General features: G+C 61.1%; 25 protein-coding genes. 15 read left to right on the top strand and 10 right to left on the bottom strand.

Annotation, left to right across the window (positions count from 1 at the left end; translation table 11 throughout):
• Positions 1-173: 173 nt before the first annotated feature.
• Both ACYZT6_RS30685 and ACYZT6_RS30690 read left to right on the top strand, forming a co-directional pair.
• On the top strand, positions 174-1,058 hold the full coding sequence (locus tag ACYZT6_RS30685) for a sugar nucleotide-binding protein (RefSeq protein ID WP_438662739.1): 885 nt from the start codon (positions 174-176) through the stop codon (positions 1,056-1,058).
• Positions 1,051-1,980: an NAD-dependent epimerase/dehydratase family protein gene (locus ACYZT6_RS30690; protein ID WP_462029834.1), complete on the top strand. Its 930-nt coding sequence runs from the start codon at positions 1,051-1,053 to the stop codon at positions 1,978-1,980. Before ACYZT6_RS30685 ends, ACYZT6_RS30690 begins: the two co-directional genes overlap by 8 nt.
• A 193-nt stretch (positions 1,981-2,173) precedes the next feature.
• On the opposite strand, the gene ACYZT6_RS30695 is transcribed toward ACYZT6_RS30690, so the two are convergent.
• The 5 genes from ACYZT6_RS30695 to ACYZT6_RS30715 form a co-directional block, all read right to left on the bottom strand.
• Positions 2,174-2,872, bottom strand: a complete 699-nt coding sequence (locus tag ACYZT6_RS30695; protein ID WP_462029835.1) for an OmpW/AlkL family protein — start codon at positions 2,870-2,872, stop codon at positions 2,174-2,176.
• A gap of 222 nt (positions 2,873-3,094) precedes the next feature.
• Complete coding sequence (locus ACYZT6_RS30700) at positions 3,095-3,607, bottom strand: DUF3299 domain-containing protein (protein WP_462029836.1); 513 nt, start codon at positions 3,605-3,607, stop codon at positions 3,095-3,097.
• Positions 3,608-3,618: 11 nt separating this feature from the next.
• Positions 3,619-4,884, bottom strand: a complete 1,266-nt coding sequence (locus tag ACYZT6_RS30705; RefSeq protein WP_462029837.1) for an ABC transporter permease — start codon at positions 4,882-4,884, stop codon at positions 3,619-3,621.
• 1 nt (position 4,885) lies between these two features.
• Positions 4,886-5,596, bottom strand: a complete 711-nt coding sequence (locus ACYZT6_RS30710) for an ABC transporter ATP-binding protein (protein ID WP_462029838.1) — start codon at positions 5,594-5,596, stop codon at positions 4,886-4,888.
• A gap of 130 nt (positions 5,597-5,726) precedes the next feature.
• A complete protein-coding gene (locus tag ACYZT6_RS30715; RefSeq protein WP_462029839.1) occupies positions 5,727-6,326 on the bottom strand; it encodes a DUF2796 domain-containing protein in 600 nt (199 codons plus the stop codon).
• A 134-nt stretch (positions 6,327-6,460) separates the two neighbouring features.
• On the opposite strand from ACYZT6_RS30715, the gene ACYZT6_RS30720 reads away from it, so the two are divergent.
• Entirely contained in the window at positions 6,461-6,802 is a 342-nt protein-coding gene (locus ACYZT6_RS30720; RefSeq protein ID WP_462029840.1) for a hypothetical protein, read from the top strand.
• Between the two features lie 25 nt (positions 6,803-6,827).
• On the opposite strand, the gene trxA is transcribed toward ACYZT6_RS30720, so the two are convergent.
• The 3 genes from trxA to ACYZT6_RS30735 form a co-directional block, all read right to left on the bottom strand.
• Positions 6,828-7,700, bottom strand: coding sequence for a thioredoxin (gene trxA, locus ACYZT6_RS30725; RefSeq protein ID WP_461955918.1), 873 nt, complete (start codon positions 7,698-7,700; stop codon positions 6,828-6,830).
• Between the two features lie 171 nt (positions 7,701-7,871).
• On the bottom strand, positions 7,872-8,528 hold the full coding sequence (locus tag ACYZT6_RS30730; protein WP_462029841.1) for a class I SAM-dependent methyltransferase: 657 nt from the start codon (positions 8,526-8,528) through the stop codon (positions 7,872-7,874).
• Positions 8,525-8,989, bottom strand: coding sequence for a YbaY family lipoprotein (locus ACYZT6_RS30735; RefSeq protein ID WP_462029842.1), 465 nt, complete (start codon positions 8,987-8,989; stop codon positions 8,525-8,527). Before ACYZT6_RS30735 ends, ACYZT6_RS30730 begins: the two co-directional genes overlap by 4 nt.
• A 127-nt stretch (positions 8,990-9,116) precedes the next feature.
• Here ACYZT6_RS30735 and nrdR point away from each other — a divergent pair, with 127 nt between their 5' ends.
• The 12 genes from nrdR to ACYZT6_RS30795 all read left to right on the top strand — a co-directional run bounded on the left by nrdR (position 9,117) and on the right by ACYZT6_RS30795 (position 17,998).
• Positions 9,117-9,581, top strand: coding sequence for a transcriptional regulator NrdR (gene nrdR / locus ACYZT6_RS30740; protein WP_003228656.1), 465 nt, complete (start codon positions 9,117-9,119; stop codon positions 9,579-9,581).
• Positions 9,578-10,711: a bifunctional diaminohydroxyphosphoribosylaminopyrimidine deaminase/5-amino-6-(5-phosphoribosylamino)uracil reductase RibD gene (ribD, locus tag ACYZT6_RS30745; protein ID WP_462029843.1), complete on the top strand. Its 1,134-nt coding sequence runs from the start codon at positions 9,578-9,580 to the stop codon at positions 10,709-10,711. The genes nrdR and ribD overlap by 4 nt, the downstream gene beginning before the upstream one ends.
• Positions 10,712-10,757: 46 nt before the next feature.
• Positions 10,758-11,435 carry a riboflavin synthase gene (locus tag ACYZT6_RS30750; RefSeq protein WP_462029844.1) on the top strand — a complete coding sequence of 226 codons (678 nt, stop codon included), beginning with the start codon at positions 10,758-10,760 and terminating at the stop codon, positions 11,433-11,435.
• 31 nt (positions 11,436-11,466) lie between these two features.
• On the top strand, positions 11,467-12,558 hold the full coding sequence (gene ribBA, locus ACYZT6_RS30755) for a bifunctional 3,4-dihydroxy-2-butanone-4-phosphate synthase/GTP cyclohydrolase II (RefSeq protein WP_462029845.1): 1,092 nt from the start codon (positions 11,467-11,469) through the stop codon (positions 12,556-12,558).
• A gap of 91 nt (positions 12,559-12,649) precedes the next feature.
• Positions 12,650-13,126: a 6,7-dimethyl-8-ribityllumazine synthase gene (ribH, locus tag ACYZT6_RS30760; protein ID WP_003185938.1), complete on the top strand. Its 477-nt coding sequence runs from the start codon at positions 12,650-12,652 to the stop codon at positions 13,124-13,126.
• Positions 13,123-13,623 (top strand): transcription antitermination factor NusB, encoded by a 501-nt coding sequence (nusB, locus tag ACYZT6_RS30765; RefSeq protein ID WP_034153728.1) that lies wholly within the window; start codon positions 13,123-13,125, stop codon positions 13,621-13,623. Before ribH ends, nusB begins: the two co-directional genes overlap by 4 nt.
• 27 nt (positions 13,624-13,650) lie before the next feature.
• Positions 13,651-14,616: a thiamine-phosphate kinase gene (thiL, locus tag ACYZT6_RS30770; RefSeq protein ID WP_462029846.1), complete on the top strand. Its 966-nt coding sequence runs from the start codon at positions 13,651-13,653 to the stop codon at positions 14,614-14,616.
• A complete protein-coding gene (locus tag ACYZT6_RS30775) occupies positions 14,613-15,116 on the top strand; it encodes a phosphatidylglycerophosphatase A family protein (protein WP_438662753.1) in 504 nt (167 codons plus the stop codon). Before thiL ends, ACYZT6_RS30775 begins: the two co-directional genes overlap by 4 nt.
• Positions 15,117-15,138: 22 nt before the next feature.
• A complete protein-coding gene (locus ACYZT6_RS30780) occupies positions 15,139-15,876 on the top strand; it encodes a substrate-binding periplasmic protein (RefSeq protein ID WP_462029847.1) in 738 nt (245 codons plus the stop codon).
• Between the two features lie 288 nt (positions 15,877-16,164).
• Positions 16,165-16,782 (top strand): GTP cyclohydrolase II, encoded by a 618-nt coding sequence (ribA, locus tag ACYZT6_RS30785; RefSeq protein WP_438661313.1) that lies wholly within the window; start codon positions 16,165-16,167, stop codon positions 16,780-16,782.
• Complete coding sequence (locus tag ACYZT6_RS30790) at positions 16,779-17,198, top strand: MFS transporter (protein ID WP_462029848.1); 420 nt, start codon at positions 16,779-16,781, stop codon at positions 17,196-17,198. Before ribA ends, ACYZT6_RS30790 begins: the two co-directional genes overlap by 4 nt.
• Complete coding sequence (locus tag ACYZT6_RS30795; RefSeq protein ID WP_462029849.1) at positions 17,198-17,998, top strand: cobalamin-binding protein; 801 nt, start codon at positions 17,198-17,200, stop codon at positions 17,996-17,998. The genes ACYZT6_RS30790 and ACYZT6_RS30795 overlap by 1 nt, the downstream gene beginning before the upstream one ends.
• A 125-nt stretch (positions 17,999-18,123) precedes the next feature.
• Here the strand turns inward: ACYZT6_RS30795 and ACYZT6_RS30800 are convergent, their stop codons facing one another.
• Both ACYZT6_RS30800 and dxs read right to left on the bottom strand, forming a co-directional pair.
• Positions 18,124-20,007 carry a TonB-dependent receptor domain-containing protein gene (locus tag ACYZT6_RS30800; protein ID WP_462029850.1) on the bottom strand — a complete coding sequence of 628 codons (1,884 nt, stop codon included), beginning with the start codon at positions 20,005-20,007 and terminating at the stop codon, positions 18,124-18,126.
• A 156-nt stretch (positions 20,008-20,163) separates the two neighbouring features.
• Complete coding sequence (gene dxs, locus ACYZT6_RS30805) at positions 20,164-22,062, bottom strand: 1-deoxy-D-xylulose-5-phosphate synthase (protein ID WP_462029851.1); 1,899 nt, start codon at positions 22,060-22,062, stop codon at positions 20,164-20,166.
• Positions 22,063-22,084: the final 22 nt, after the last annotated feature.

Raw genomic sequence — 22,084 nt, forward strand, 5'->3', positions numbered from 1 at the left:
TTGCCCGCGAAGGGGCCGGGACAGGCACCACAAATCCCGCAGATCTACACTTTACGGATGACGGTTGCGCACTAAACCCGCAAAATGCAACGATTCCGGCAACTAACAACGACATCGTCCGTGGGCGTTGTCGATAAAGCCATCGTTCCAATCAGACTGGGCCTGCTGACTCTATGCGAATGCGCCTTATGTTACTGGGCGGCGGAAATGCCCTTGGGCAGGCGCTGATTCGCCTCGGTGCGGAGGAAGACATCGGTTTCCTCGCCCCCCGCCCACCGCAAGACGGCTGGGATGCCGCGAGCCTGACGCAACTGCTCGACGACACCCGCCCGGACGCGCTGATCAATCTCGCCTACTACTTCGACTGGTTTCAGGCGGAGACGGTCAGCGAACAGCGTCTGGCCGGGCAGGAGCGAGCGATCGAGCGTCTGGCCGAACTGTGCCAGCACCACAACATCGTTCTGCTGCAACCGTCGAGCTATCGGGTGTTTGACGGCTCCCGGGCGACCGCTTACAGCGAAAAAGACGAACCGGTACCGCTGGGCTTGCGCGGTCAGGCCTTGTGGCGGATCGAACAAAGCGTGCGCGCCACCTGCCCGCAACACGTGCTGCTGCGATTCGGCTGGCTGCTCGATGACAGCCCCGACGGCACCCTTGGGCGTTTCCTCGGTCGCGCCGAACAACCTGAAGAGCTGCTGCTGGCCGACGACCGTCGGGGCAACCCGACACCGGTCGACGACGCAGCGCGAGTGATCATTTCGGTGCTCAAGCAGCTTGATTGTGCGGCGCCGCTGTGGGGCACCTATCATTACGCCGGGCATGAGGCGACGACGCCGCTGGCGCTGGGTCAGGCAATTCTGACCGAAGCACGCAGCCTGCATCCGCTGGCCATCGAAGCGCCGACCGCCCAGGCTCACGCCGCGCGCCCGGACGCCGCCGAAGAGCCGCAGCACGCGGTGCTGGCCTGCAAGAAAATTCTGCACACTTTCGGGATCAAGCCCCGCGCCTGGCGCGCGGCACTCCCGGGCTTACTGGATAGGTTTTATCGCCATGGCTGACGGCCCTGTTTTAATCACCGGCGGCGCCGGTTTCATCGGCTCGCACCTGACCGATGCCTTGCTCGCCAAGGGTCATTCGGTACGTATTCTGGATGACCTGTCCACCGGCAAACGCAGCAACCTGCCGCTGGATAATCCCAAGGTTGAACTGGTTGTGGGCGACGTCGCCGATGCTGCGCTGGTGGCGCAGGCGATGGTCGGCTGCAGCGCCGTGGCGCATCTGGCGGCGGTGGCGTCGGTACAGGCCTCGGTAGACGATCCGGTGAAGACCCACCGAAGCAATTTCATCGGTTCGCTGAATGTCTGCGAAGCCATGCGCCAGGCCGGGGTCAAGCGAGTGCTGTACGCTTCCAGTGCCGCCGTTTATGGCAACAATGGCGAAGGTGAATCGATCGACGAAGACACGCCGAAGGCACCTTTGACGCCGTATGCGTCGGACAAGTTGGCCAGCGAGTATTACTTCGATTTCTACCGTCGCCAGCATGATCTGGAACCGGTGATTTTCCGCTTCTTCAACATTTTCGGCCCGCGTCAGGACCCGTTCTCGCCGTACTCCGGCGTGATCAGTATTTTCAGCGAGCGCGCGCAGAAAGGCCTGCCAATCACCGTGTTTGGTGATGGCGAGCAGACGCGTGATTTCGTGTACGTCGAGGATCTGGTGGACTTGCTGGTGCAAGCCATCGAGCAACCGCAGGTCGAAGTCGGCGCGGTCAATGTCGGCTGGAATCAGGCGACGTCCCTCAAGCAAATGCTTGAAGCGTTGCAAGCGGTGGTCGGTCAATTGCCACCGGTGAGCTATGGCCCGGCGCGTTCTGGTGACATCCGCCATTCGCGAGCGAACAACCGGCGGTTGCTGGAGCGCTTTACCTATCCGGAGCAGACGCCGATAAGTGTCGGGCTGGCGCGGTTGTTGGGACGCTGAGGTTTATGCAGTCATGAAAAAGGCGCCTTCGACGGCGCCTTTTTTGTAGCCGAAATGTTTCTTTGGCCAATGCAACACCTGTGGCGAGGGAGCTTGCTCCCGTTCGACTGCGCAGCAGTCGCCATCAATCTTGGGTCTGCTTCGCATCCCAGCGGGAGCAAGCTCCCTCGCCACAAAGCCATCCAAGTCCGTCTCAGAACTTGTAACCCAGGCCAACCATGTAGATGAACGGATCAACATCCACATCGACCTTGGCCCGAGTGCCCGGAGCCACGGCGTTGTTTTCCACGGTCGCCGTGGTGTCGATGTCGATGTAGCGTACCTGGGCGTTGATCATCACGTTGTCGGTCAGCATGTAATCGGCGCCGACCTGGAACGCCATGCCCCAGGAGTTTTTTGCCTTGAAGTTGCTGAAGCCGTTGGCCTGCGCTTCACTGCCGACGTGCTCGTCGTAGATCCAGGTGTAGTTGATACCGGCGCCGACATAGGGCTGGAATGCGGACTTCCCGTCCAGTGGGTAGTACACAACGCTCAAGGTCGGCGGCAGGTGTTTCAGGGTGCCGAGTTTGCCGTTGGCTGCGCCGAGGGCGGTGCCTTTGAGCTTCACGTCATGCTCGAACGGCGAGGCGGCGAGCAGCTCGATCCCCCAGTGGCTGTCGATCATGTAGGCGAAGTTCAAGCCCAGTTGCGTGTCGCTGCTCATGGTGGCCTTGCCACCCAAGTCGGCGCCGGCCAGCGGGCCTTGATCGACCTTGACGCTGGAGCTGTCGGCTTTCGGGTTGACGGTGATTGCACCGGCACGAACGATGATGTCGCCGGCATCGTGGGCATAGGCGAGCGGGGCTGCAAGCGCGAGGGCGAGCAGCGAAGCGCAGAGCGCGGACTTGTGCATGTGGGCTCCAAAGGACGTTAAAAATGTTCGATGTCCAATGGTACTGAGGCGTCTGATACGGTCTTTTGATGCAGCTCAATGAAACAGTGATGGTCCCGGGTTTGTGGGTGTTTTTGAGGGCCTCATCGCTAGCAGGCTAGCTCCCACAGAGGTATGCATTCCAAATGTGGGAGCTAGCCTGCTAGCGATGACTATCGATCAAACACCACATGACTTCCGGATTCACTCCGGCAGTTCATACACATAAATCTTGTCCGCCTCCATCTGATACCCCGCATCCGCCAACTCGCTGCTCGACGCTTTCACCTGCAACGCGCCCTCTATCCAGTACGGCTGATACAGCTCATCGAGCTTCACGCCCACTTCGCTTTTCACATGCACGATCTGGTTCGACGGCGGTGGCGGCACATGGATGCAGGCGCCGAAATACGGCACCAGCAAAAACTCCGTGGCGCGGCCTTCCTCGCTCACTTCCAGCGGCACGATGTAACCAGGCAAGCGAATGTTCTGCCCGTCGAGGCTTTTCACCACCGGTGCATTGGGCATGTCCTGCTTGGCAGCGGGCGCAGATTCCAGAGCGCTGCTCATCTGCGACAGGTCGTGCAGCGGTGTCATGTTCGGCACTTCCGGTGCGGCGTCCGGCGGGATCATCTCCGACCAGGTCAGGTCTTTCGGCTCGGCCGCCCACAGCGGCAGGGAGACCAGCATCAATAGCGCAAGCAGAGCGCGGGGCATCATTAACGTCCTCATAGTCGGATCGACAGGCCATCGGCCAAAGATTGGCGATACGCGCGCCAGGCCGGCACGCTGCCCATTAGCAACGCGGCAATCAGGATGCCACCGAGCAGCGTCCATTCATATTCACTGGGCCAGGCGAGTGGCAGATACAAGCCGTAATTGGATTGCACGTACCCCTGGGCCAAGGCGATGCCCACGTACAAAAGACCCAACCCGGCAATCACGCCGGACAGCGCCAAGGCAAACGCCTCCAACACTAGCAACGTCGCGATGTGCCACGGCCGGGCGCCGACCGAGCGCAGAATTGCCATCTCGCGACGTCGTTCGTTAAGGCTGGTGAGGATCGCCGTGAGCATACCGATCAAACCGGTCAGCACCACAAACAGCGAGACCACGAACAAGGCTTTTTCCGCCGTACTCATCAAACTCCACAACTCTTGCAACGCCACGCCGGGCAGGATCGCCAGCATCGGTTCGCCACGGAATTCGTTGATTTCACGCTGCACGGAGAAGGTCGAAATCTTGCTGTTGAGGCCGAGCATGAACGCGGTGATTGCTTGTGGTGTCAGGTCCATGTTGCGTGCCTGATCGGCGCTGATCCGGCCTTTGCCCTGGGCCGGCACACCGTTGTGCCAGTCGACGTGAATCGCTTCCATGCCACCGAGGCTGATGTGCAACGTGCGGTCCACCGGGGTGCCGGTGCGCTTGAGAATGCCGACCACGGTGAACGGTTTGTCGTCATGTTTGACCAGGCTGATCACCGCCACGCCGTGGGCCAGCACCAGTTTGTCGCCGAGTTTGTAGTGCAGCGCATCCGCCACTTCGGCACCGAGCACCACTTCGAACGGATCGCTGGCGAAGGCGCGGCCATTGGCCAGTTCCAAGTGTTGTTGATGACCGTATTGGTAGTGCTCGAAATACGCCTCGGTGGTGCCCATCACCCGATAACCACGATGGGAATCGCCGAGGGACATCGGGATCGCCCACTTCACTTTCGGGTTGTTGGCGAAGTGTTCGAAGCTGTCCCAGCGGATGTTATTGGTGGCATTGCCGATGCGGAATACCGAGTACAGCAGCAGGTTCACCGAACCGGAACGGGCACCGACGATCAGGTCGGTGCCGCTGATGGTGCTGGCGAAACTGGCCTTGGCTTCGGTGCGCACCCGTTCCACGGCCAACAACAGGCAGACCGACAGGGCGATGGCAAACGCGGTGAGGATCGCGGTGAAGCGGCGATTAGCCAGGCTGGCCATGGCTAGACGAAACAAATACATCTCAGACCTCGAACGGGGTGGCGGCGCGATTGAGTTCGGCCAGCGACAGGTGGCGATCGAACAGCGGCGCGAGGCTTTGGTCGTGGCTGACGAATAACAGGCTCGATCCGGCTTCACGGCATTCGGCGAACAACAGGCGAATGAAGTTCTCGCGGGCGTCGTAGTCCAGCGCCGAGGTGGGTTCGTCGGCGATCACCAGTTCCGGTTGACCGATCAATGCGCGCGCGGCGGCGACCCGTTGCTGTTGGCCGATGGACAGCGAATCGGCGCGGCGGCTGAGGATGCTTTCATCCTTCAAGCCCAGGTGGGCGAGCAGGGTGGCGGCGGCCTGGTCGACACTGCCGTGGCGCTGTTTCGCCCGTTCAGCGCGCAGTTTGGAGAAGTGGCAGGGCAATTCGACGTTCTCGCGCACCGAGAGAAACGGCAGCAAGTTGAATTGCTGGAAGATGTAGCCGGTGTGATCGACGCGAAAGCGGTCACGCGCGCCGGCGCCGAGTTCGGTCAGTTCCTGGCCGAGCAGGCGAATGCTGCCGCGATCAGGCCTCTGCACACCGCCCAGCAGGCCGAGCAGCGTGGTCTTGCCACTGCCGCTCGGGCCCTTGAGGAACAGGGTTTCTCCGGGCATCAGGCGAAACGCCGGGATATCCAGCAGCGGCGGGTGACCGGGCCAGCTGAAGCCCAGGTCGGACAGTTCGATGAGTGCTTGGGTCATGGCGCCGGTTTCATGGGTGATGATTTCCTGTAGGAGCCGGCTTGCTGGCGATGAACGATAACGCGGTCTCATTCATAAACCGAGGCGCATTTATCGCCAACAAGCCGGCTCCTACAGGGTTGTGGTGGATTCAGAATTTGAGGGCGGCAGCCTTGGCCGTCACTTCAACCCCTTGCTGCCCGCTCGGGCTGATCAGTTGTACCTGAATCTTCTGGGTGGCCGGGAAGGTGTTGAAGATGTTCGCCAGGTCCAGGGTTTTCAGCGCACCCGGGGCCGCGCAGGTGAATTGATAGTGGGCGTGGATTTCGCTGTGATCGTGGTGATGTTCGTCTTTGGCATCTTCATCATGGTCGTCATCAGCGTCTGGCTTGTCACCGAACAACGGACTTTCCAGTTCCTGGGTCGCGACTACGCAACCGGCGGCTTTCGGCAGGCTGAACAGCGCCAGCGGTTTTTCGAGCTGCGCACGGGCAGCGGCGACTTTGGCCTTGTCGGCGTCGCTGGTAGCGGCGTGTTCGAAGCCCACCAGGTTCATCGCCGGGCTTTCCAGTTCCAGCTCCAGGGTCTGACCGTCCAGCGCCGCGTTCAGGCGGCCGACGCCATGTTCGTGGGCGCCGAGGCTGCCGTGCTCATGGTCGTGGCTATGTTGATCAAGAGCATGTTCATCAGCAGCCTGGGCGACGGCCAGCGGCAACAAGGCAAACGGCAAAGCGAGAAGCAGACGGCGCATGGCGGGTCTCCGAAAGTAAAATGAAGAATTTGTTATGTAATCTTATAACGAAAACGCGGGGAGTTTGACCGTCTGCTTGGCGTTGCGCAAGTCACATGGGAGCATGCAAGTCAGAAATGTGCAGGAGCAGAGTTATGTTGCGAATTCGCGGAAGCATCGGCGACTGGCCGGTGGATTTGACGCTGGAGATGGATGACGGCGACTGGGCGCGGCTTGGTGCTCAGTTGCAGGTGGTCAAGCCTGAGGCCAGTGCCGCCCCGGCGAAACCGGTGAATCAGGATGATGCGCTGTGGCAGATCACCAAAGACCTGCTGCGTAAGGCCGGGCAATTGAGCGGGCCGGATTTGCTGGAACAGCTGGAAGGACTGACTGGCAGCGCGGCGTCAGGCAAACGCCTGTTGGTGCGCCTGCGCCATTGCGCTGATGTGAAGGTGACGAGCGGCGGGGATACGCCGCTCTACAGCTGGATCGAGTGAAACGAGGCTGCGATCGTTTGATCTTTTAATACAGCGCAGCAAACAACTTGCGCCGATAGGTGGTCACCAGCGGGTGATCATTGCCCAGCAGTTCGAAAACCTGCAGCAAGGTCTTGTGCGGCAAGCCTTCGCTGTAGCTGCGATTGCGCACAAACAGTTTCAGCAACGCATCCAGCGCAGCGTCGTACTGTTGGCGGGCCAACTGCTGGATTGCCAGTTGATACACCGCTTCATCGTCCTGCGGGTTTTTCGCCAGGCGCGCTTTCAGGTCTGCCGCATCCGGCAAATCCTTGGCTTGGCCGAGGAACTGGATTTGCGCCTTGGCGCCGGCCAGCGCCGCTTTGTGCTCGTCGCTTTTCACCGCGTCGAGCACGGTTTGCGCCTCGCCCAGTTCGCCCCGTTCAGTCAGGCAACGGGCGTAGAGGATCAATGCGCCAGCGTTGGTGTTGTCTTCGCCCAACAGGACTTTGAGTGCGGCTTCGGCGTCGGCGAAACGACTGTCGTCGAACAGGGCCTGGGCTTGTTCGAACGGATCAGCCGCCGCGGGTGGCGGCATTTGTACATGAGGCTCAAGCATCGCCCGCACAGCCGATTCCGGCTGCGCGCCGGCAAAACCGTCCACCGGCTGACCGTCCTTGAACAACACCACCGTCGGCAGGCTGCGAATGCCGAAACGGGCGACGATGTCCTGTTCGAGATCGCAGTTGACCTTGGCCAGCAACAATTCGCCCTGATAGCTCTCGGCAATGGTCTGCAGCATCGGCATCAGCACTTTGCAGGGCGCACACCATTCGGCCCAGAAATCCACCAGCACCGGTTTGTGGAAAGAGTTCTCGATCACCGACTGGTCGAAATCGGCAGTCGTGGCGTCGAAGATGTACGGCGTTTCCTGACTCATGGGGGATCTCGTAAAAGCGTGAATGGGGCAACTATACGGCTTGGCAGGGTGTCGCTGAAAGTGTGGGCAGTCTGACAGGTCGCCTTCGCGGACAAGCCTCGCTCCTACAGGTTCGGCGTCGTTATTAAAATCGGCGCAGACCTGTAGGAGCGAGGCTTGCCCGCGAAGCTTTCAGGCGCGTCGCGCGTGGTAGAGGCTCACATGCCGAAACTCTTCAGGTTCGGCCAGATCCGGCAACGTCATCGCTTCCAGCGTTTCGATGCGTTGATACAGCGGGTGACGAAAATCCCTCACCCGCGAATCCGCCACCAGCGCCTCCTTGCCACGACTCAAGAACTCATCAAGCAACGGCAGATTCGCTCGGTCGTACAGCACGTCGGCCACCAGAATCAGATCGAACCGATCCGCCTCGGCGAAAAAGTCCGCCGAGTAATTAAGCTGTACGTCATTGAGTTCAGCATTCGCCCGACACGCGGCAATCGCCAGCGGGTCCAGGTCACAGGCCACCACTTCCAGCGCTCCTGCCTTCACCGCCGCAATCCCCGCCACCCCGGAACCGGCGCCGAAATCCAGCACCCGCTTGCCTTTGACCCACTCAGGGAATTCGGCGAGGTAGCGGGCGACCGCCAGCCCACTGGCCCAGCAGAAACTCCAGTACGGCGGCTCATCCAGAATCCGTCGGGTTTCTTCCGGGCTGAACGCGCGGTCCATGTTGTCGCCGTCGATCAGCCAGAGTTTCAGCCCGGTATCGGGCAATGCGACAGGCACAAGCTGCGCATCACCGAGCTGTTCACCCAACGCCTGTTGCAGGTCGAGCGGTGCAATCATGGCGCTTTGACGAATTGCAACTGACCCAAGGCCTGGGTCGTCGGCTGGGTAATGACCTGCGACGGCAAATGCAAAATCAACTGGCCAGACTGGCTGGCACGGCCACGCAGTTCAACGCGAACACCGGCCGGGAACGATTCCGGGTTGAAGCGCAGGTGAAACGGCAACACTTGATTGGTGCCGATCAGGCTGGAACTGGCGAGCAATTGTTGCGGGCGGTCCTGGGCGTCGATCACCAGCAGCGCCAGTTCGACTTCGGCACCGGCCGGCACGCCTTGCAGGGTGCCGCTCAGTTCGCGCTGATAGGCGGGCAGCGGGCCGAGGTTGGCGGATTCTTTGGCCTTTTTCTGCGCCGCCTGTGGGGCAGGGCCCGGCGTCGGCGGCTGGGGCTTGGGCGCATCGCTGCTGCAGGCCACCAACAGGCTGAAAAGACTGAGCAAGACGAGCGGTCTTAGGGACATTTGCGGCTCCAGCAAGGTGAAATCCATGAATCAGGCATATAGCCCGTCTGTATACCGTAAACCCTATGGCTTGTCTTGCCACGGGGATGCGCTACCATGGCCCTCCCTTTTTTTGTTGCCTGCCACCATGCACTGTCCCTTCTGCGGTGCCAACGACACCAAGGTCATCGACTCGCGTCTGGTCGCCGAGGGCGAACAGGTGCGCCGCCGGCGTGAATGCCTGGCCTGCGGCGAGCGTTTCACGACGTTCGAGACTGCCGAACTGGTGTTGCCGCGCCTGATCAAAACCGACGGTAGCCGTCAGCCGTTCGACGAAGAAAAACTGCGAGCGGGCATGCAGCGTGCGCTGGAGAAGCGCCCGGTGAGTGTCGAGCGCCTCGAATCGTCGCTGGTGCACATCAAGCACAAACTGCGCGCCACCGGTGAGCGCGAGGTTAAATCCCTCGTGGTTGGTGAACTGGTGATGGCCGAGCTGCAAAAGCTCGACGAAGTCGCCTACATTCGTTTCGCCTCCGTGTATCGGCGCTTCCAGGACCTCAACGAGTTCCGCGAAGAGATCGATCGCCTGGCCCGTGAGCCGGTGAAAGAATGACCACCTCCCCAGAACAAGCCATCCTCGACGCCCATTACATGGCCCGCGCCCTGGAACTGGCGCGCAAAGGTCATTACACGACGCACCCCAACCCCCGGGTTGGCTGCGTGATCGTGCGTGACGGGCAGATTGTCGGTGAAGGCTGGCATGTACGCACCGGCGAACCCCACGCCGAAGTCCACGCCCTGCGCGCGGCCGGCGACAAGGCCCGTGGCGCCACGGCTTACGTGACCCTCGAACCTTGCAGCCACCACGGGCGTACGCCGCCCTGTGCCGATGCGCTGGTGAATGCCGGCCTCGCACGCGTCGTCGCGGCGATGCAGGACCCGAATCCGGCGGTTGCCGGTCGTGGCATGCAGCGTCTGGCACAGGCGGGTATCGCTATCGAAAGCGGTGCGCTGGAAGGCGAGGCGCGCAAGCTCAATCAAGGCTTCCTCAAACGCATGGAACACGGCTTGCCATTCGTGCGGGTCAAGCTGGCCATGAGCCTGGACGGTCGCACGGCGATGGAAAGCGGCGAGAGCCAATGGATTACCGGCCCCGCCGCACGTTCGGCGGTACAACGCCTGCGTGCGCAGGCCAGCGTGGTGCTGACCGGCGCCGACACGGTGCTGGCGGACAACGCCCGACTGACCGTGCGGGCCGATGAGCTAGGTCTGGACGCTGAGCAAACAGCCCTGGCCATGAGCCGTCCGCCACTTCGCGTGCTGATCGACGGCCGATTGCGCGTGCCGCTGGATGCGCCGTTCTTTAAGGCCGGGCCTGCGTTGGTTGCCACCTGCATGGCGATTGAAGAGCAATACGCCAACGGTCCGGAATGTCTGATCGTGGCCGGTGACGATGGCTTGGTCGACCTGCGCAAACTGCTGGTCGAACTCGCCGCCCGTGGCGTCAACGAAGTGTTGGTCGAAGCCGGGCCGCGTCTTGCGGGGGCGTTTGCCCAGCAAGGTCTGGTGGACGAATTCCAGATTTTCATCGCTGGCAAGTTCCTTGGCTCCTCGGCACGCCCGCTGCTGGACTGGCCGCTCGCGCAAATGAAGGACGCGCCCGAGCTCAAAATCACCGAAATTCGCGCGGTTGGCGATGACTGGCGAGTCATCGCCATTCCTGCGCCGGCGGCGAGCGTATAATTCCTGGCCGCAGCCTAGCGACGGCTTTGTTCTCGAGGAGGACTCCATGTTTACCGGCATCATCGAATCCATCGGCAGTATTCGTGCATTGACCCCAAAAGGCGGAGATGTGCGGGTACACGTAGAAACCGGCAAGCTCGACCTGAGCGACGTCAAACTGGGCGACAGCATCGCGGTCAACGGCGTGTGCCTGACCGCCGTTGAATTACCGGGCAATGGCTTTGCGGCGGACGTCAGTCGCGAAACCCTCGACTGCACCGCGATGAATGACCTGAAAAGCGGCAGCCCGGTGAACCTGGAAAAAGCCCTGACCCCGACCACTCGCCTCGGCGGGCATCTGGTCAGCGGTCACGTCGATGGCGTGGGTGAAGTGGTTGCCCGTACCGAAAATGCGCGCGCCGTGGAATTCCGCATCCGTGCGCCGAAAGAACTCGCCAAGTACATCGCCCATAAAGGCTCGATCACCGTCGACGGCACCAGCCTGACCGTGAACGCGGTCGATGGCGCCGAGTTCCTGCTGACGATCATTCCGCACACCCTGAGCGAAACCATCATGGCGTCGTACCAGCCAGGTCGCCGGGTGAATCTTGAAGTCGACTTGCTGGCACGTTATCTGGAGCGCCTGTTGCTGGGCGATAAGGCCGCAGAGCCCAGCTCCATAAATAGAGAGCCGGGAAACATCACCGAAAGCTTTCTGGCCGCCAACGGCTACCTCAAATCCTGAAACTCAATTTCTAAAAGAATGGGGGTGCCTTGTGGCGCTCAATAGCATCGAAGAACTGGTTGAAGACATCCGCCAAGGCAAGATGGTCATCCTCATGGATGACGAAGACCGCGAGAATGAAGGCGACCTGATCATGGCCGCCGAGTGCTGCAAGGCCGAACACATCAACTTCATGGCCAAGCACGCCCGTGGCCTGATCTGTATGCCGATGAGCCGCGAGCGTTGCGAACTGCTCAAGCTTCCCTTGATGGCGCCGCGCAACGGTTCCGGCTTCGGCACCAAGTTCACCGTGTCGATCGAAGCGGCCGAAGGTGTGACCACCGGCATCTCCGCTGCTGACCGTGCCCGCACCGTGCAAGCCGCCGCGGCGAAAGACGCCAAGGCTGAGGACATCGTCAGCCCCGGCCACATTTTCCCGCTGATGGCTCAGGCCGGCGGCACCCTGGCGCGCGCCGGCCACACTGAAGCGGCGTGCGACCTGGCGCGCATGGCCGGTTTCGAGCCGAGCGGCGTGATCTGCGAAGTGATGAACGACGACGGCACCATGTCCCGTCGCACCGAACTCGAAGCCTTCGCGGCCGAACACAACATCAAGATCGGCACCATCGCCGACCTGATTCACTACCGGATGATCCACGAACGTACCGTTCAGCGGATTGCCGAGCAGCCTTTGGACAGCGAACTGGGCCAGTTCAACCTGGTGACCTATCGTGATTCCGTGGAAGGCGACGTGCACATGGCCCTGACCCTGGGCACCGTGTGCGCTGAAGAACCGACCCTGGTTCGCGTGCACAATATGGACCCGTTGCGCGACTTGTTGATGGTCAAACAACCGGGGCGCTGGAGCCTGCGCGCCGCCATGGCCGCGGTGGCCGAGGCCGGCAGCGGCGTGGTGTTGTTGCTCGGTCACCCGCTCGATGGCGACGTGTTGCTGGCGCACATCCGTGAAACCGCGGACCAGACCGCCGTGAAAAAACAGACCACCTACAGCATCGTCGGTGCCGGTTCGCAGATCCTTCGGGACCTGGGCGTGCGCAAAATGCGCTTGATGTCGGCGCCAATGAAATTTAATGCGATATCCGGTTTCGATCTGGAAGTTGTAGAATACGTGCCCTCCGAATAATGACCGGTTGTTTCCAGTCCTTGATTCGCGGCTAACACATCACCGAGGGACGCGTAGAAAACGCGTCCCGGCTCTTTAAGAGATCTAACGAATGACCCTGAAGACCATCGAAGGTACCTTCATCGCCCCTAAAGGCCGCTACGCTTTGGTAGTGGGCCGTTTCAACAGCTTCGTCGTTGAAAGCCTGGTCAGCGGTGCAGTTGATGCCCTGGTTCGCCACGGCGTAAGCGAAAGCGACATCACCATCATCCGCGCGCCTGGCGCCTTCGAAATCCCGCTGGTTGCGCAGAAAGTCGCTCAGAAGGGCGAATACGCGGCAATCATCGCCTTGGGCGCGGTCATTCGTGGCGGTACTCCGCACTTCGAATACGTGGCGGGCGAATGCACCAAGGGCCTGGCCCAGGTGTCCATGGAGTTCGGCGTTCCGGTCGCATTCGGCGTCCTGACCGTTGATTCCATCGAACAAGCCATCGAACGTTCCGGCACCAAGGCCGGTAACAAAGGTGCCGAAGCTGCCCTGTCCGCTCTGGAAATGGTCAGCCTGCTGGCGCAGTTGGAGGCCAAGTGATTAGCGACGAAAGCGATCGTTTCAACCCGCGCGAACCGCGTCCAACGGACGCCGGCAAGCCTTCGAAAAGTGAAAAGCGCCGCGCTGCCCGTCAGTTGGCGACTCAAGCGTTGTATCAGCGCCACATGGCCAGTACTTCGCTGAACGAAATCGAAGCGCAGTTTCGCGTCGACAACGATTTCACCTTCGCCGATGCCAGCTACTTCCACGACATCCTGCACGGTGTCCCGGCCAGTCTGACCGAGATCGACACTGCGTTGGCGCCGTGCCTGGACCTGACCATCGAAGAGCTGGATCCGGTTGAACTGTGCGTACTGCGCCTGTCCACCTGGGAACTGCTCAAGCGCGTCGACGTGCCGTACCGCGTTGTGATCAACGAAGGGATCGAACTGGCGAAAGTCTACGGTTCCACCGACGGCCACAAATTCGTCAACGGTGTACTCGACAAGCTGGCCCCGCGTCTGCGTGAAGCTGAAGTGAAGGCGTTCAAGCGCTAATCGGCGCTTGAATACTTTTTCTCAGCCATGGGCGAGTTTGAGCTGATCCGCAATTTCTTCGCCGCCGCGCCTTGTGCGCAGGGCGGCGAAGGCGTTGCCCTCGGGATCGGCGATGACTGCGCCTTGCTCGCTGTTCCCTCCGGGGAACAGTTGGCCATTTCCACCGACACGCTGGTTGCCGGTGTGCATTTCGCAGATCCCTGCGACCCGTTTCTGCTCGGTCAGCGTTCGCTGGCTGTCGCCGTCAGCGATCTGGCTGCCATGGGCGCCACCCCCGTTGCTTTTACCCTTGCCCTGACCTTGCCAACGGTGACCGCCGATTGGCTGGACGCCTACGCCCGTGGTTTGAACCTCATGGCGCAGAGTTGTGGTGTGGCGCTGGTGGGCGGAGATACCACGCGGGGGCCGCTGAGCCTGACCATGACCGTGTTCGGTCGTGTGCCGGCGGGCAAGGCGTTGACTCGCTGCGGTGCGCAACCCGGCGATTTGCTCTGCGTTGGCGGTGAGTTGGGCAATGCCGCGGGGGCCTTGCCGCTGGTGCTGGGTCAGCGCACGGCTGAAGCCGCCATCGCCGATCCATTGCTGGCCCACTACTGGTCGCCGCAGCCGCAACTGGCGTTGGGTCAGGCGTTGCGCGGTAAAGCCACCTCGGCGATGGATATCTCCGACGGCCTGCTCGCTGACTGCGGGCATATCGCCCTGGCGTCGAAGGTCGGCATTCAAGTTGAACGGGACCGATTGCCGCTGTCGAACGCTTTAGTGGCCTTCCTCGGTCAGTCGGCCGCCGAAGAGGCGGCATTGAGCGGCGGGGACGATTACGTGCTGGCCTTCACCCTACCGTCCGTCGAGTTGCCCGCGTTGCTGGCCGACGGTTGGCCGATCCACGTGGTCGGCAGGGTAGAGGCCGGGCAGGGCGTGACGCTGCTGGATGCCGCAGGGCAAGACATCACCCCGCAAACCCGGGGCTATCAACATTTTCGGGAGACACCGTGACAGATCATCCCAAACAGGTCCCGGCGGAATTCGTACCGCCTTCAGTCTGGCGCAATCCCTGGCATTTCCTGGCGTTCGGCTTCGGCTCGGGCACCTTGCCAAAGGCACCGGGCACCTGGGGTTCGTTAGTTGCGCTACCCTTTATCCCGTTGTGGCAGATGCTTCCCGACTGGGGTTACTGGCTGATGCTCGGCGTCACCATGCTGTTCGGCTTCTGGCTGTGCGGCAAGGTTGCCGACGATTTGCGGGTACACGACCACGAAGGCATTGTCTGGGACGAAATGGTCGGGATGTGGATCACCCTGTGGCTGGTGCCGGAAGGGTGGTACTGGTTGTTGGCGGGGTTTGTGGTGTTCCGCTTCTTCGACATTCTCAAGCCTTGGCCGATTCACTGGATTGACCGGCATGTGCACGGCGGCGTCGGGATCATGCTCGATGACGTATTGGCAGGCGTGTTTGCGTGGTTGGCGATGCAAGGGCTGGTATGGATTTTCGCCTGACAGGCGAGACAGGGGACTAGGGATGGCTCGACGCTGGTTGGCTGTGATGGTTTTTGCCCTGTTTTGCCCGTTCACCCAAGCGGGCGATGCCGCGCCGATGCCGTCCGTTATTCACCTGGCCAGCGAAGACTGGGAAGACTACACCGCCGCTGACGGTCATGGCCTGGGGTGGGACGTGCTGCGGGAAGTGTTCGAACCGGCCGGCGTCAAACTGGACATTCGAACCGAGCCTTATACGCGCTCCGTGGGGCTGGCCCAGCGCCGCGAAGTGGATGCCTGTGTCGGCTCCTACCATGACGAGAACAGCGATCTGCTTTATCCGCGCTGGAATTTCGATACCGATCACATCTATGCCCTGGGGCTGGCGAGCAATCCGGCACCAACCCCGGAGACGCTGGGCAACTATCGACTGGCCTGGGTCCGCGGCTACGACTATCAGGATTATCTGCCTAACGTGCGGCGCTATAACGAAGTCATTCGGCGCACCGGCATTTTGTCGATGCTGACCCGCAACCGCGCCGACTACTACATCGACGCGCTGACCGAAGTCGACTATGTCCTCAAATGGGCCAAGGATCCTTCGCAGTTTCGTCGCACCCATATTGCGGAGTTACCGCTGTACCTATGCTTTGCCGATACGCCCAGGGCCCGAACCTTGATGGCGCTGTTCGACCAGCGCATGGAGGTGCTGGTGAAAAGCGGCCGGTTGAAACCGATCTTCGAACGCTGGAAACAACCGTATCCATTTGACGGGAAATAAGCGTGGGCCCTGTAGCAGCTGGCGAAGCCTGCGTTCGGCGGCGCAGCCGTCGTAAATTCAGGCATCACGGTGTATCAGGCTGACCGAGTGGCCAGGTTTCACGACGGCTTCGCCGCCGAACGCAGGCTTCGCCAGCTGCTACAGGGCGTGCGCAGACCGGGCTTCAAGCGCTTGAGATCTAACTTTTGGATCGTTATGCCCCATAATTCAGCCTAAGCGTCTGTAGGAACCTGCTGTTACAATGCCGCCTCTGCGAATCTCCAGTACTTATTGATCAGGAGCACACCGGTGCCTGTCGTTTTTGTCGCCGCTTCCAAGCTGCCAACGCCTTTTGCGCAATTCACCATGCACGGCTTTCTCGATGAAGAAAGCGGGCGCGAGCACGTGGTGCTGAGCCTGGGTGAGTTCGCCGACGGTGCCCCGGTACTCGGCCGCTTGCACTCCGAATGCCTGACGGGCGATGCCTTGTTCAGCCAGCGTTGCGACTGCGGTTCGCAACTTGAGGCCGCCTTGCAGGCCATCGCCCGTGAAGGCCGTGGCGTTTTGCTTTACCTGCGCCAGGAAGGCCGTGGCATTGGCCTGCTGAACAAGATCCGCGCGTATGAATTGCAGGATGGCGGTGCTGACACCGTTGAAGCCAACGAACGTCTGGGCTTTGCCGCCGACCAGCGTGACTACGCCATGTGCCTGCCGATGCTGGAACACCTGGGCGTAAAATCCCTGCGTCTGATGACCAACAATCCGCGCAAGGTCAAAGCCTTGACCGATATGGGCATCGTGGTCGCCGAGCGCGTGCCGCTGCACACCGGCCATAACCCGCACAACAAACTCTACCTGGCCACCAAGGCCAGCAAGCTCGACCACATGATGGGCAACGAGCATCAGGGCGAGGCAGACCGGGCGTGACGCGCGGTCAAGTACGGCGGCGATTGTCCTTCAGTTGGTGGCAATACCTGGCTTTGGCCTTGCTGCCGCTGTTCGTGATCAATGGCTTGTTCGGCCAGGGCGAGGCGATTTTGCCAGTGCTGGCGATGCCATTGTTCATCGCCGGTGTCGCCTCGATGTTTGTCAGCCTGAAGTTTTTTGGTGGCTACAAACACGCATTGATTGCCACCCAAAAAGCCCTCGACACCCCTGAGGAACCCGCTGCCTGGATCACCCTGGCTGCCAAACGCCGCACGGCGTTGCTGGTCGCTGGCTTTCCGGCGTGGATCGGTGCGTTGGCGGTGTTCGTCGGCCTCGAAGCGGTGCCGTTGGTACTGTTGGCGCTGTCGACCACGGTGCTGTTTTACCTCTACCGTATCCCGCGTCAGCTCGGCTGATGTTTCGCCTCTGGCTGGCGGTGTTGCTGCTGGTCATCGGCGGCTCGGCGGCTGCGGTCGAGCGCGTTGTCAGCCTCGCACCGTCTCTCTCTGAAATCGTTGTCGAGCTGGACTCCGCGGACCTGTTGGTTGGCGTGCTGGATGCCGGTGAGCGTCCTGCTGAACTCAAAGGTCTTCCATCGGTTGGCCGCTACGGCCAGTTGGACATGGAGCGGTTGCTCAGCCTCAAACCCGATCTTTTATTGCTCTGGCCCGGCAGCGTCGGCCCGGCCCAGCGGGAGCAGCTCAAGCGACTGAACATCCCCACGTATGTTGCTGAACCTCACAACCTCGAACAACTGACTGCGCAGCTCGAAGCGATTGCTACGCAGCTCGGTCGGCCTGAGCGTGGCGTTGCATTGGCCGCGCAATTACGCCAACGACTGGATGTGCTGCGCCAGCGTTATCGCCGGGATGAACCGTTGCGGGTGTTTTATCAAGTATGGGATCGACCGCTGTACACCGTTGGCGGCGGGCAGATCATCAGTGATGCGCTGGAAGTGTGCGGGGCGCGTAATGTGTTCGCCGACCTGACATTGCCGGCGCCGCAGGTCAGCGTGGAGGCGGTATTGCAGCGTAATCCCGAGGTGATTCTGGCCAGTGATCAGGCGCAGCTGGATGCGTGGAAAGCGTGGCCGCAGGTGGCGGCGGTGGTGCAGGGGCGGCTGTTGTTGGTGACGGATAAGGGGCTGGAGCGGCCGAGTGGGCAGATGATCGAGGCGACGGCCAAGCTGTGCCAAGTCATCGCGCCCGACCGCTGACCTGTGGCGAGGGAGCTTGCTCCCGTTGGGCTGCGAAGCAGCCCCGAACTGCCAGTAAGTGACTTTGCGACTACTGCGCAGTCGAGCGGGAGCAAGCTCCCTCGCCACAATAACCGGTGTCGCTCTTAGATTTCCGGCGTCCAGGTCACCCCAAACATCCACGCCCTACCTTCCTCGCGATACCCATACTGACTGCCGTCATGGCTGTACAACGCCCGGCTGTACCCCTTGTCCAGCAAGTTATCGACCTTCAGCTCAAGTTTGATCTCACGATTCAATTCCCAGCTGCTACGCAACCCCAGCAACGCATACCCGCCTAAAGGCTGCTGATTGTTCTCATCGTCATAGCTGCTGCTCACCGCTTGCCAGCTGGCGCCGAGCCCGAGCCGATCGAACTGTCGATCGAGATCCAGGCTCAAGGTCCGTCGCGCCCGACGCGCCAGGGTGTGGCCGCTGTCGCGATCCCTTGGGTCGATAATCGCCACGCCCAGGTTGCTCTGCCAGCCGAACAGTTCCTGTTTCAATGCCGCTTCGAAACCGTTGATCCGCGCCGATGCAACGTTCTGTGGCCGTGAATGGCTGCCGAAAATAATCGCGTCTTCAAGGTCGGTGCGATACAGCGAAGCTTCGAGGCGACTGGTCTCGGTCAACTGGCTGCGCCATTGCAGCTCGTAGCTTTTCGAGGTTTCAGGCTTCAGGTCCGGATTGCTGAAGTCCGGGTAGTACAAGTCATTGAAGGTCGGTGCGCGGAAGCCTTCGCTGTAGGTCAGCAGCACGTCGTTGTCCGGGTTCAGCGGCAGCGTGAAGGTGCCGCTCCAGCTGTTCTGGCCACCGAACTGCTGGTTCTGGTCCCGGCGCAAACCCAGTTCCGTGGAGAAGCTATCCGCCTGGTAGCGATGCTGGATAAATGCCGCGCGGTTCCAGCGGCTGTCCTCGTCGAACGGGGTGCTACTGTTGATCCGGTCTTCGTACCAGTCGCCGCCGAGAATCAGGCTGTTGCGCTCATTCAGCGTCAGGTCGTTCTGCCAGTTCACCGAATCACGGTACGTATTGAACACGCTGCGTTCATCGCTGAGCTTGTCCAAGGTCTTCTCGCGGTTTTCGCTGTGACCGAATTCGATGCGGGTTTTCCAGAGGTCGTTGACCCGGGCATCGACATAAGTGCTGATGCTGCTCACGGCAAAGTCGCTGTAAGGCTGTTGCTGGAGCGATTCGAAGGTCGTCGTGTCGAAGCGCCCGAACGGATTGTCGAACTCGCTTTTGCCGCGGTTATCCAGCACGTTGGCGCCGATTTCGATGTCATCGGTGAGGGCATGGCTCAGGCTCAAACTCACTGACTTGTTGCGGTACTCATCGTGATCGCCGTCGCTGGGGTATGACTCGCGGGTGCGATTGATGCCGGCGGTTTCATCGAGGCTGGCGCCGAGGTTGAAGCGGGTTTTCTCATCGCCACCGGATAATCCAATGCTGCGCTCCCAAGTCTGGTTGTTGCCAAACCCTACGTGCATACGAGGCTGCAGGCCTTGTTCGCCGCCGCGACGGGTGAAAATCTGAATCACCCCGCCAATCGCATCACTGCCGTAAATCACCGAACGGGAGCCGCGCAGCACTTCCACGCGCTCGACCTGTTCGATGTTGATGTGTTGCAGGTTGCTGTCGCCGGAGGTCGAGTTGCCGATGCGTTGACCGTCCACCAGCACCAGGCTTTGCGCCGACTTGGTCCCGCGAATGTAAATCCCCGGCAGGCTGCCACGCCCGCCGGTTTGCCCGACCTGCACACCCGGCACCCGACTCAGCAAGTCCGTGACGCTGCTGGGTTGCAGGCGATCGATGTCTTCACGGGTGAACACGGTGTTGGCGGCGCTGCTGTCGTTGCGTGCTTCGACTTGACGGTTGGCGCTGATCAGCACTTCGGGGAGTTTCAGGGCTTGATCGCGCTCGAAGGTGTCAGCCAGAAGTTGGCCGGCCGGCAGCAGGGTCAGCGTCAGGGCGAGGGGGGAGAGTTTCATCGGTAATCCGTTGGCACTCTAAAGCGAACACAAATTTTGAAAGGTACAGAAATCACTGTGGGAGCGGGCTTGCCCGCGATTGCGGTGGATCAGTCGACTTCAATTTTGACTGACACACCGAAATCGCGGGCAAGCCCGCTCCCACAGGTTTTGCGTTTAGATGTTGAGCAGTGTCAGGCGCTCGCGAACCGAAGCCTCAATCCCGGCCTCATCCAGCCCACACTCGGCCAGCATCTGCGCAGGCTTCGCATGCTCGACGTAACTGTCCGGCAAGCCCAGGTGCAGAATCGATTTGAGGATGTTTTCCCGCGCAAGGAACTCGCTGACCGCGCCACCGGCACCGCCCATGATCGCGTTTTCTTCGATGGTCACCAGCAATTCGTGGCTGCCAGCGATTTCGCGAACCAGTTCCTCGTCCAGTGGCTTGACGAAACGCATGTCGAGCACGGTCGCATCCAGCTTTTCGGCGACTTTCAGCGCCTCGGCAAGTTGCACGCCGAACACCAGCAGGGCGACTTTGCTGCCTTGGCGACGAACCACACCTTTGCCGATTTCGATCGGTTGCAGGTCTTTCTCGATCGTTGCATTCGGGCCGCTACCACGCGGGTAACGCACCGCCGCCGGGCCGTTGAACAAGTGACCGGTGGTGAGCATTTTGCGCAGTTCGTTTTCGTCGCTCGGGGTCATCACCAGCATGCCGGGGATGCAACGCAGGAACGACAGGTCAAAGCTGCCCGCATGCGTAGGGCCGTCTTCGCCCACCAGGCCTGCTCGGTCGATGGCGAACAGCACGTCGAGGTTCTGCACTGCGACGTCATGCACAAGCTGGTCGTAGCCACGTTGCAGGAACGTCGAATAGATCGCCACCACCGGTTTGGCGCCTTCGCAGGCCATGCCGGCGGCGAAGGTGACCGCGTGCTGCTCGGCAATCGCCACGTCGAAATAGCGCAGCGGGAAGCGTTCGCTGAACGCCACCAGGTCGGAGCCTTCTTTCATCGCCGGGGTGATGCCCACCAAGCGTGGATCGGACGCAGCCATGTCGCACAGCCATTCGCCGAACACGCCGGAATACTTCGGCCCGCCGGATTTCTTCGGCGCCGCGGCCGGCGCATCAACGGGTTCGAGTTTGGTGATGGCGTGGTAACCGATCGGGTCGACTTCCGCCGGAGCGAAGCCTTTGCCTTTCTTGGTGACGACGTGCAGGAACTGCGGGCCTTTGAGATCACGCATGTTGCGCAGAGTGGCGATCAGGGTCGGCAGGTCGTGGCCATCGATCGGGCCGATGTAGTTCCAGCCCAGCTCTTCGAACAGCGTGCCGGGAACCAGCATGCCTTTGGCGTATTCTTCGGTGCGACGGGCGATTTCCCAAGCGCCGGGCAGGCGCGACAGGACCTTTTTGCTGCCTTCACGCATGCTCGCGTAAGTGCGGCTGGAAAGGATTTTCGCCAGGTAATTCGACAGCCCGCCGACGTTGCGCGAGATCGACATGTCGTTGTCGTTGAGGATCACCAGCATGTTGGCGTTGACTTCCGGCGCATGGTTCAGCGCTTCGAACGCCATGCCCGCGGTCAGTGCGCCGTCGCCGATCACGGCAATGGCCTTGCGATCACTGTTCTGCAAGCGGGCGGCAATCGCCATGCCCAGTGCTGCGCTGATCGAGGTGCTGGAGTGGCCGACGCCGAAGGTGTCGTACTCGCTCTCGGAACGACGCGGGAAGGCTGCGACGCCGTCTTTCTGGCGCAGTGTGCCCATGCGCTCGCGACGGCCGGTGAGGATTTTGTGCGGATAGGCCTGATGACCCACGTCCCACACCAGCCGGTCGTCCGGGGTGTCGAAGACGTAATGCAACGCGATGGTCAGCTCGATGACGCCCAGACCGGCACCAAAATGCCCGCCGGTCTGTCCGACCGTGTAGAGCAATTCCAGGCGCAACTCATCGGCCAGGGTTTCCAGCTCGGCTTCGCCTAACCGGCGCAGGCCGTCCGGCGTGTTGGCACGGTCGAGCAGGGGCGTGGTCGGGCGCTTGCGGGGAATCTCATGAAACGTCGTGGGCATCAGGCGAATCGTTATAGGTATA

This window comes from Pseudomonas sp. RT6P73 (assembly GCF_054897715.1).

What these genes read in the sequence shown, in the direction of transcription:
- ACYZT6_RS30685 (WP_438662739.1), top strand. Translation starts at nt 174, where the DNA reads ATGCGAATGCGCCTTATGTTACTGGGCGGCGGAAATGCCCTTGGGCAG.
- ACYZT6_RS30690 (WP_462029834.1), top strand. Translation starts at nt 1,051, where the DNA reads ATGGCTGACGGCCCTGTTTTAATCACCGGCGGCGCCGGTTTCATCGGC.
- ACYZT6_RS30695 (WP_462029835.1), bottom strand. Translation starts at nt 2,872, where the DNA reads ATGCACAAGTCCGCGCTCTGCGCTTCGCTGCTCGCCCTCGCGCTTGCA.
- ACYZT6_RS30700 (WP_462029836.1), bottom strand. Translation starts at nt 3,607, where the DNA reads ATGCCCCGCGCTCTGCTTGCGCTATTGATGCTGGTCTCCCTGCCGCTG.
- ACYZT6_RS30705 (WP_462029837.1), bottom strand. Translation starts at nt 4,884, where the DNA reads ATGTATTTGTTTCGTCTAGCCATGGCCAGCCTGGCTAATCGCCGCTTC.
- ACYZT6_RS30710 (WP_462029838.1), bottom strand. Translation starts at nt 5,596, where the DNA reads ATGACCCAAGCACTCATCGAACTGTCCGACCTGGGCTTCAGCTGGCCC.
- ACYZT6_RS30715 (WP_462029839.1), bottom strand. Translation starts at nt 6,326, where the DNA reads ATGCGCCGTCTGCTTCTCGCTTTGCCGTTTGCCTTGTTGCCGCTGGCC.
- ACYZT6_RS30720 (WP_462029840.1), top strand. Translation starts at nt 6,461, where the DNA reads ATGTTGCGAATTCGCGGAAGCATCGGCGACTGGCCGGTGGATTTGACG.
- trxA (WP_461955918.1), bottom strand. Translation starts at nt 7,700, where the DNA reads ATGAGTCAGGAAACGCCGTACATCTTCGACGCCACGACTGCCGATTTC.
- ACYZT6_RS30730 (WP_462029841.1), bottom strand. Translation starts at nt 8,528, where the DNA reads ATGATTGCACCGCTCGACCTGCAACAGGCGTTGGGTGAACAGCTCGGT.
- ACYZT6_RS30735 (WP_462029842.1), bottom strand. Translation starts at nt 8,989, where the DNA reads ATGTCCCTAAGACCGCTCGTCTTGCTCAGTCTTTTCAGCCTGTTGGTG.
- nrdR (WP_003228656.1), top strand. Translation starts at nt 9,117, where the DNA reads ATGCACTGTCCCTTCTGCGGTGCCAACGACACCAAGGTCATCGACTCG.
- ribD (WP_462029843.1), top strand. Translation starts at nt 9,578, where the DNA reads ATGACCACCTCCCCAGAACAAGCCATCCTCGACGCCCATTACATGGCC.
- ACYZT6_RS30750 (WP_462029844.1), top strand. Translation starts at nt 10,758, where the DNA reads ATGTTTACCGGCATCATCGAATCCATCGGCAGTATTCGTGCATTGACC.
- ribH (WP_003185938.1), top strand. Translation starts at nt 12,650, where the DNA reads ATGACCCTGAAGACCATCGAAGGTACCTTCATCGCCCCTAAAGGCCGC.
- thiL (WP_462029846.1), top strand. Translation starts at nt 13,651, where the DNA reads ATGGGCGAGTTTGAGCTGATCCGCAATTTCTTCGCCGCCGCGCCTTGT.
- ACYZT6_RS30780 (WP_462029847.1), top strand. Translation starts at nt 15,139, where the DNA reads ATGGCTCGACGCTGGTTGGCTGTGATGGTTTTTGCCCTGTTTTGCCCG.
- ACYZT6_RS30795 (WP_462029849.1), top strand. Translation starts at nt 17,198, where the DNA reads ATGTTTCGCCTCTGGCTGGCGGTGTTGCTGCTGGTCATCGGCGGCTCG.
- ACYZT6_RS30800 (WP_462029850.1), bottom strand. Translation starts at nt 20,007, where the DNA reads ATGAAACTCTCCCCCCTCGCCCTGACGCTGACCCTGCTGCCGGCCGGC.
- dxs (WP_462029851.1), bottom strand. Translation starts at nt 22,062, where the DNA reads ATGCCCACGACGTTTCATGAGATTCCCCGCAAGCGCCCGACCACGCCC.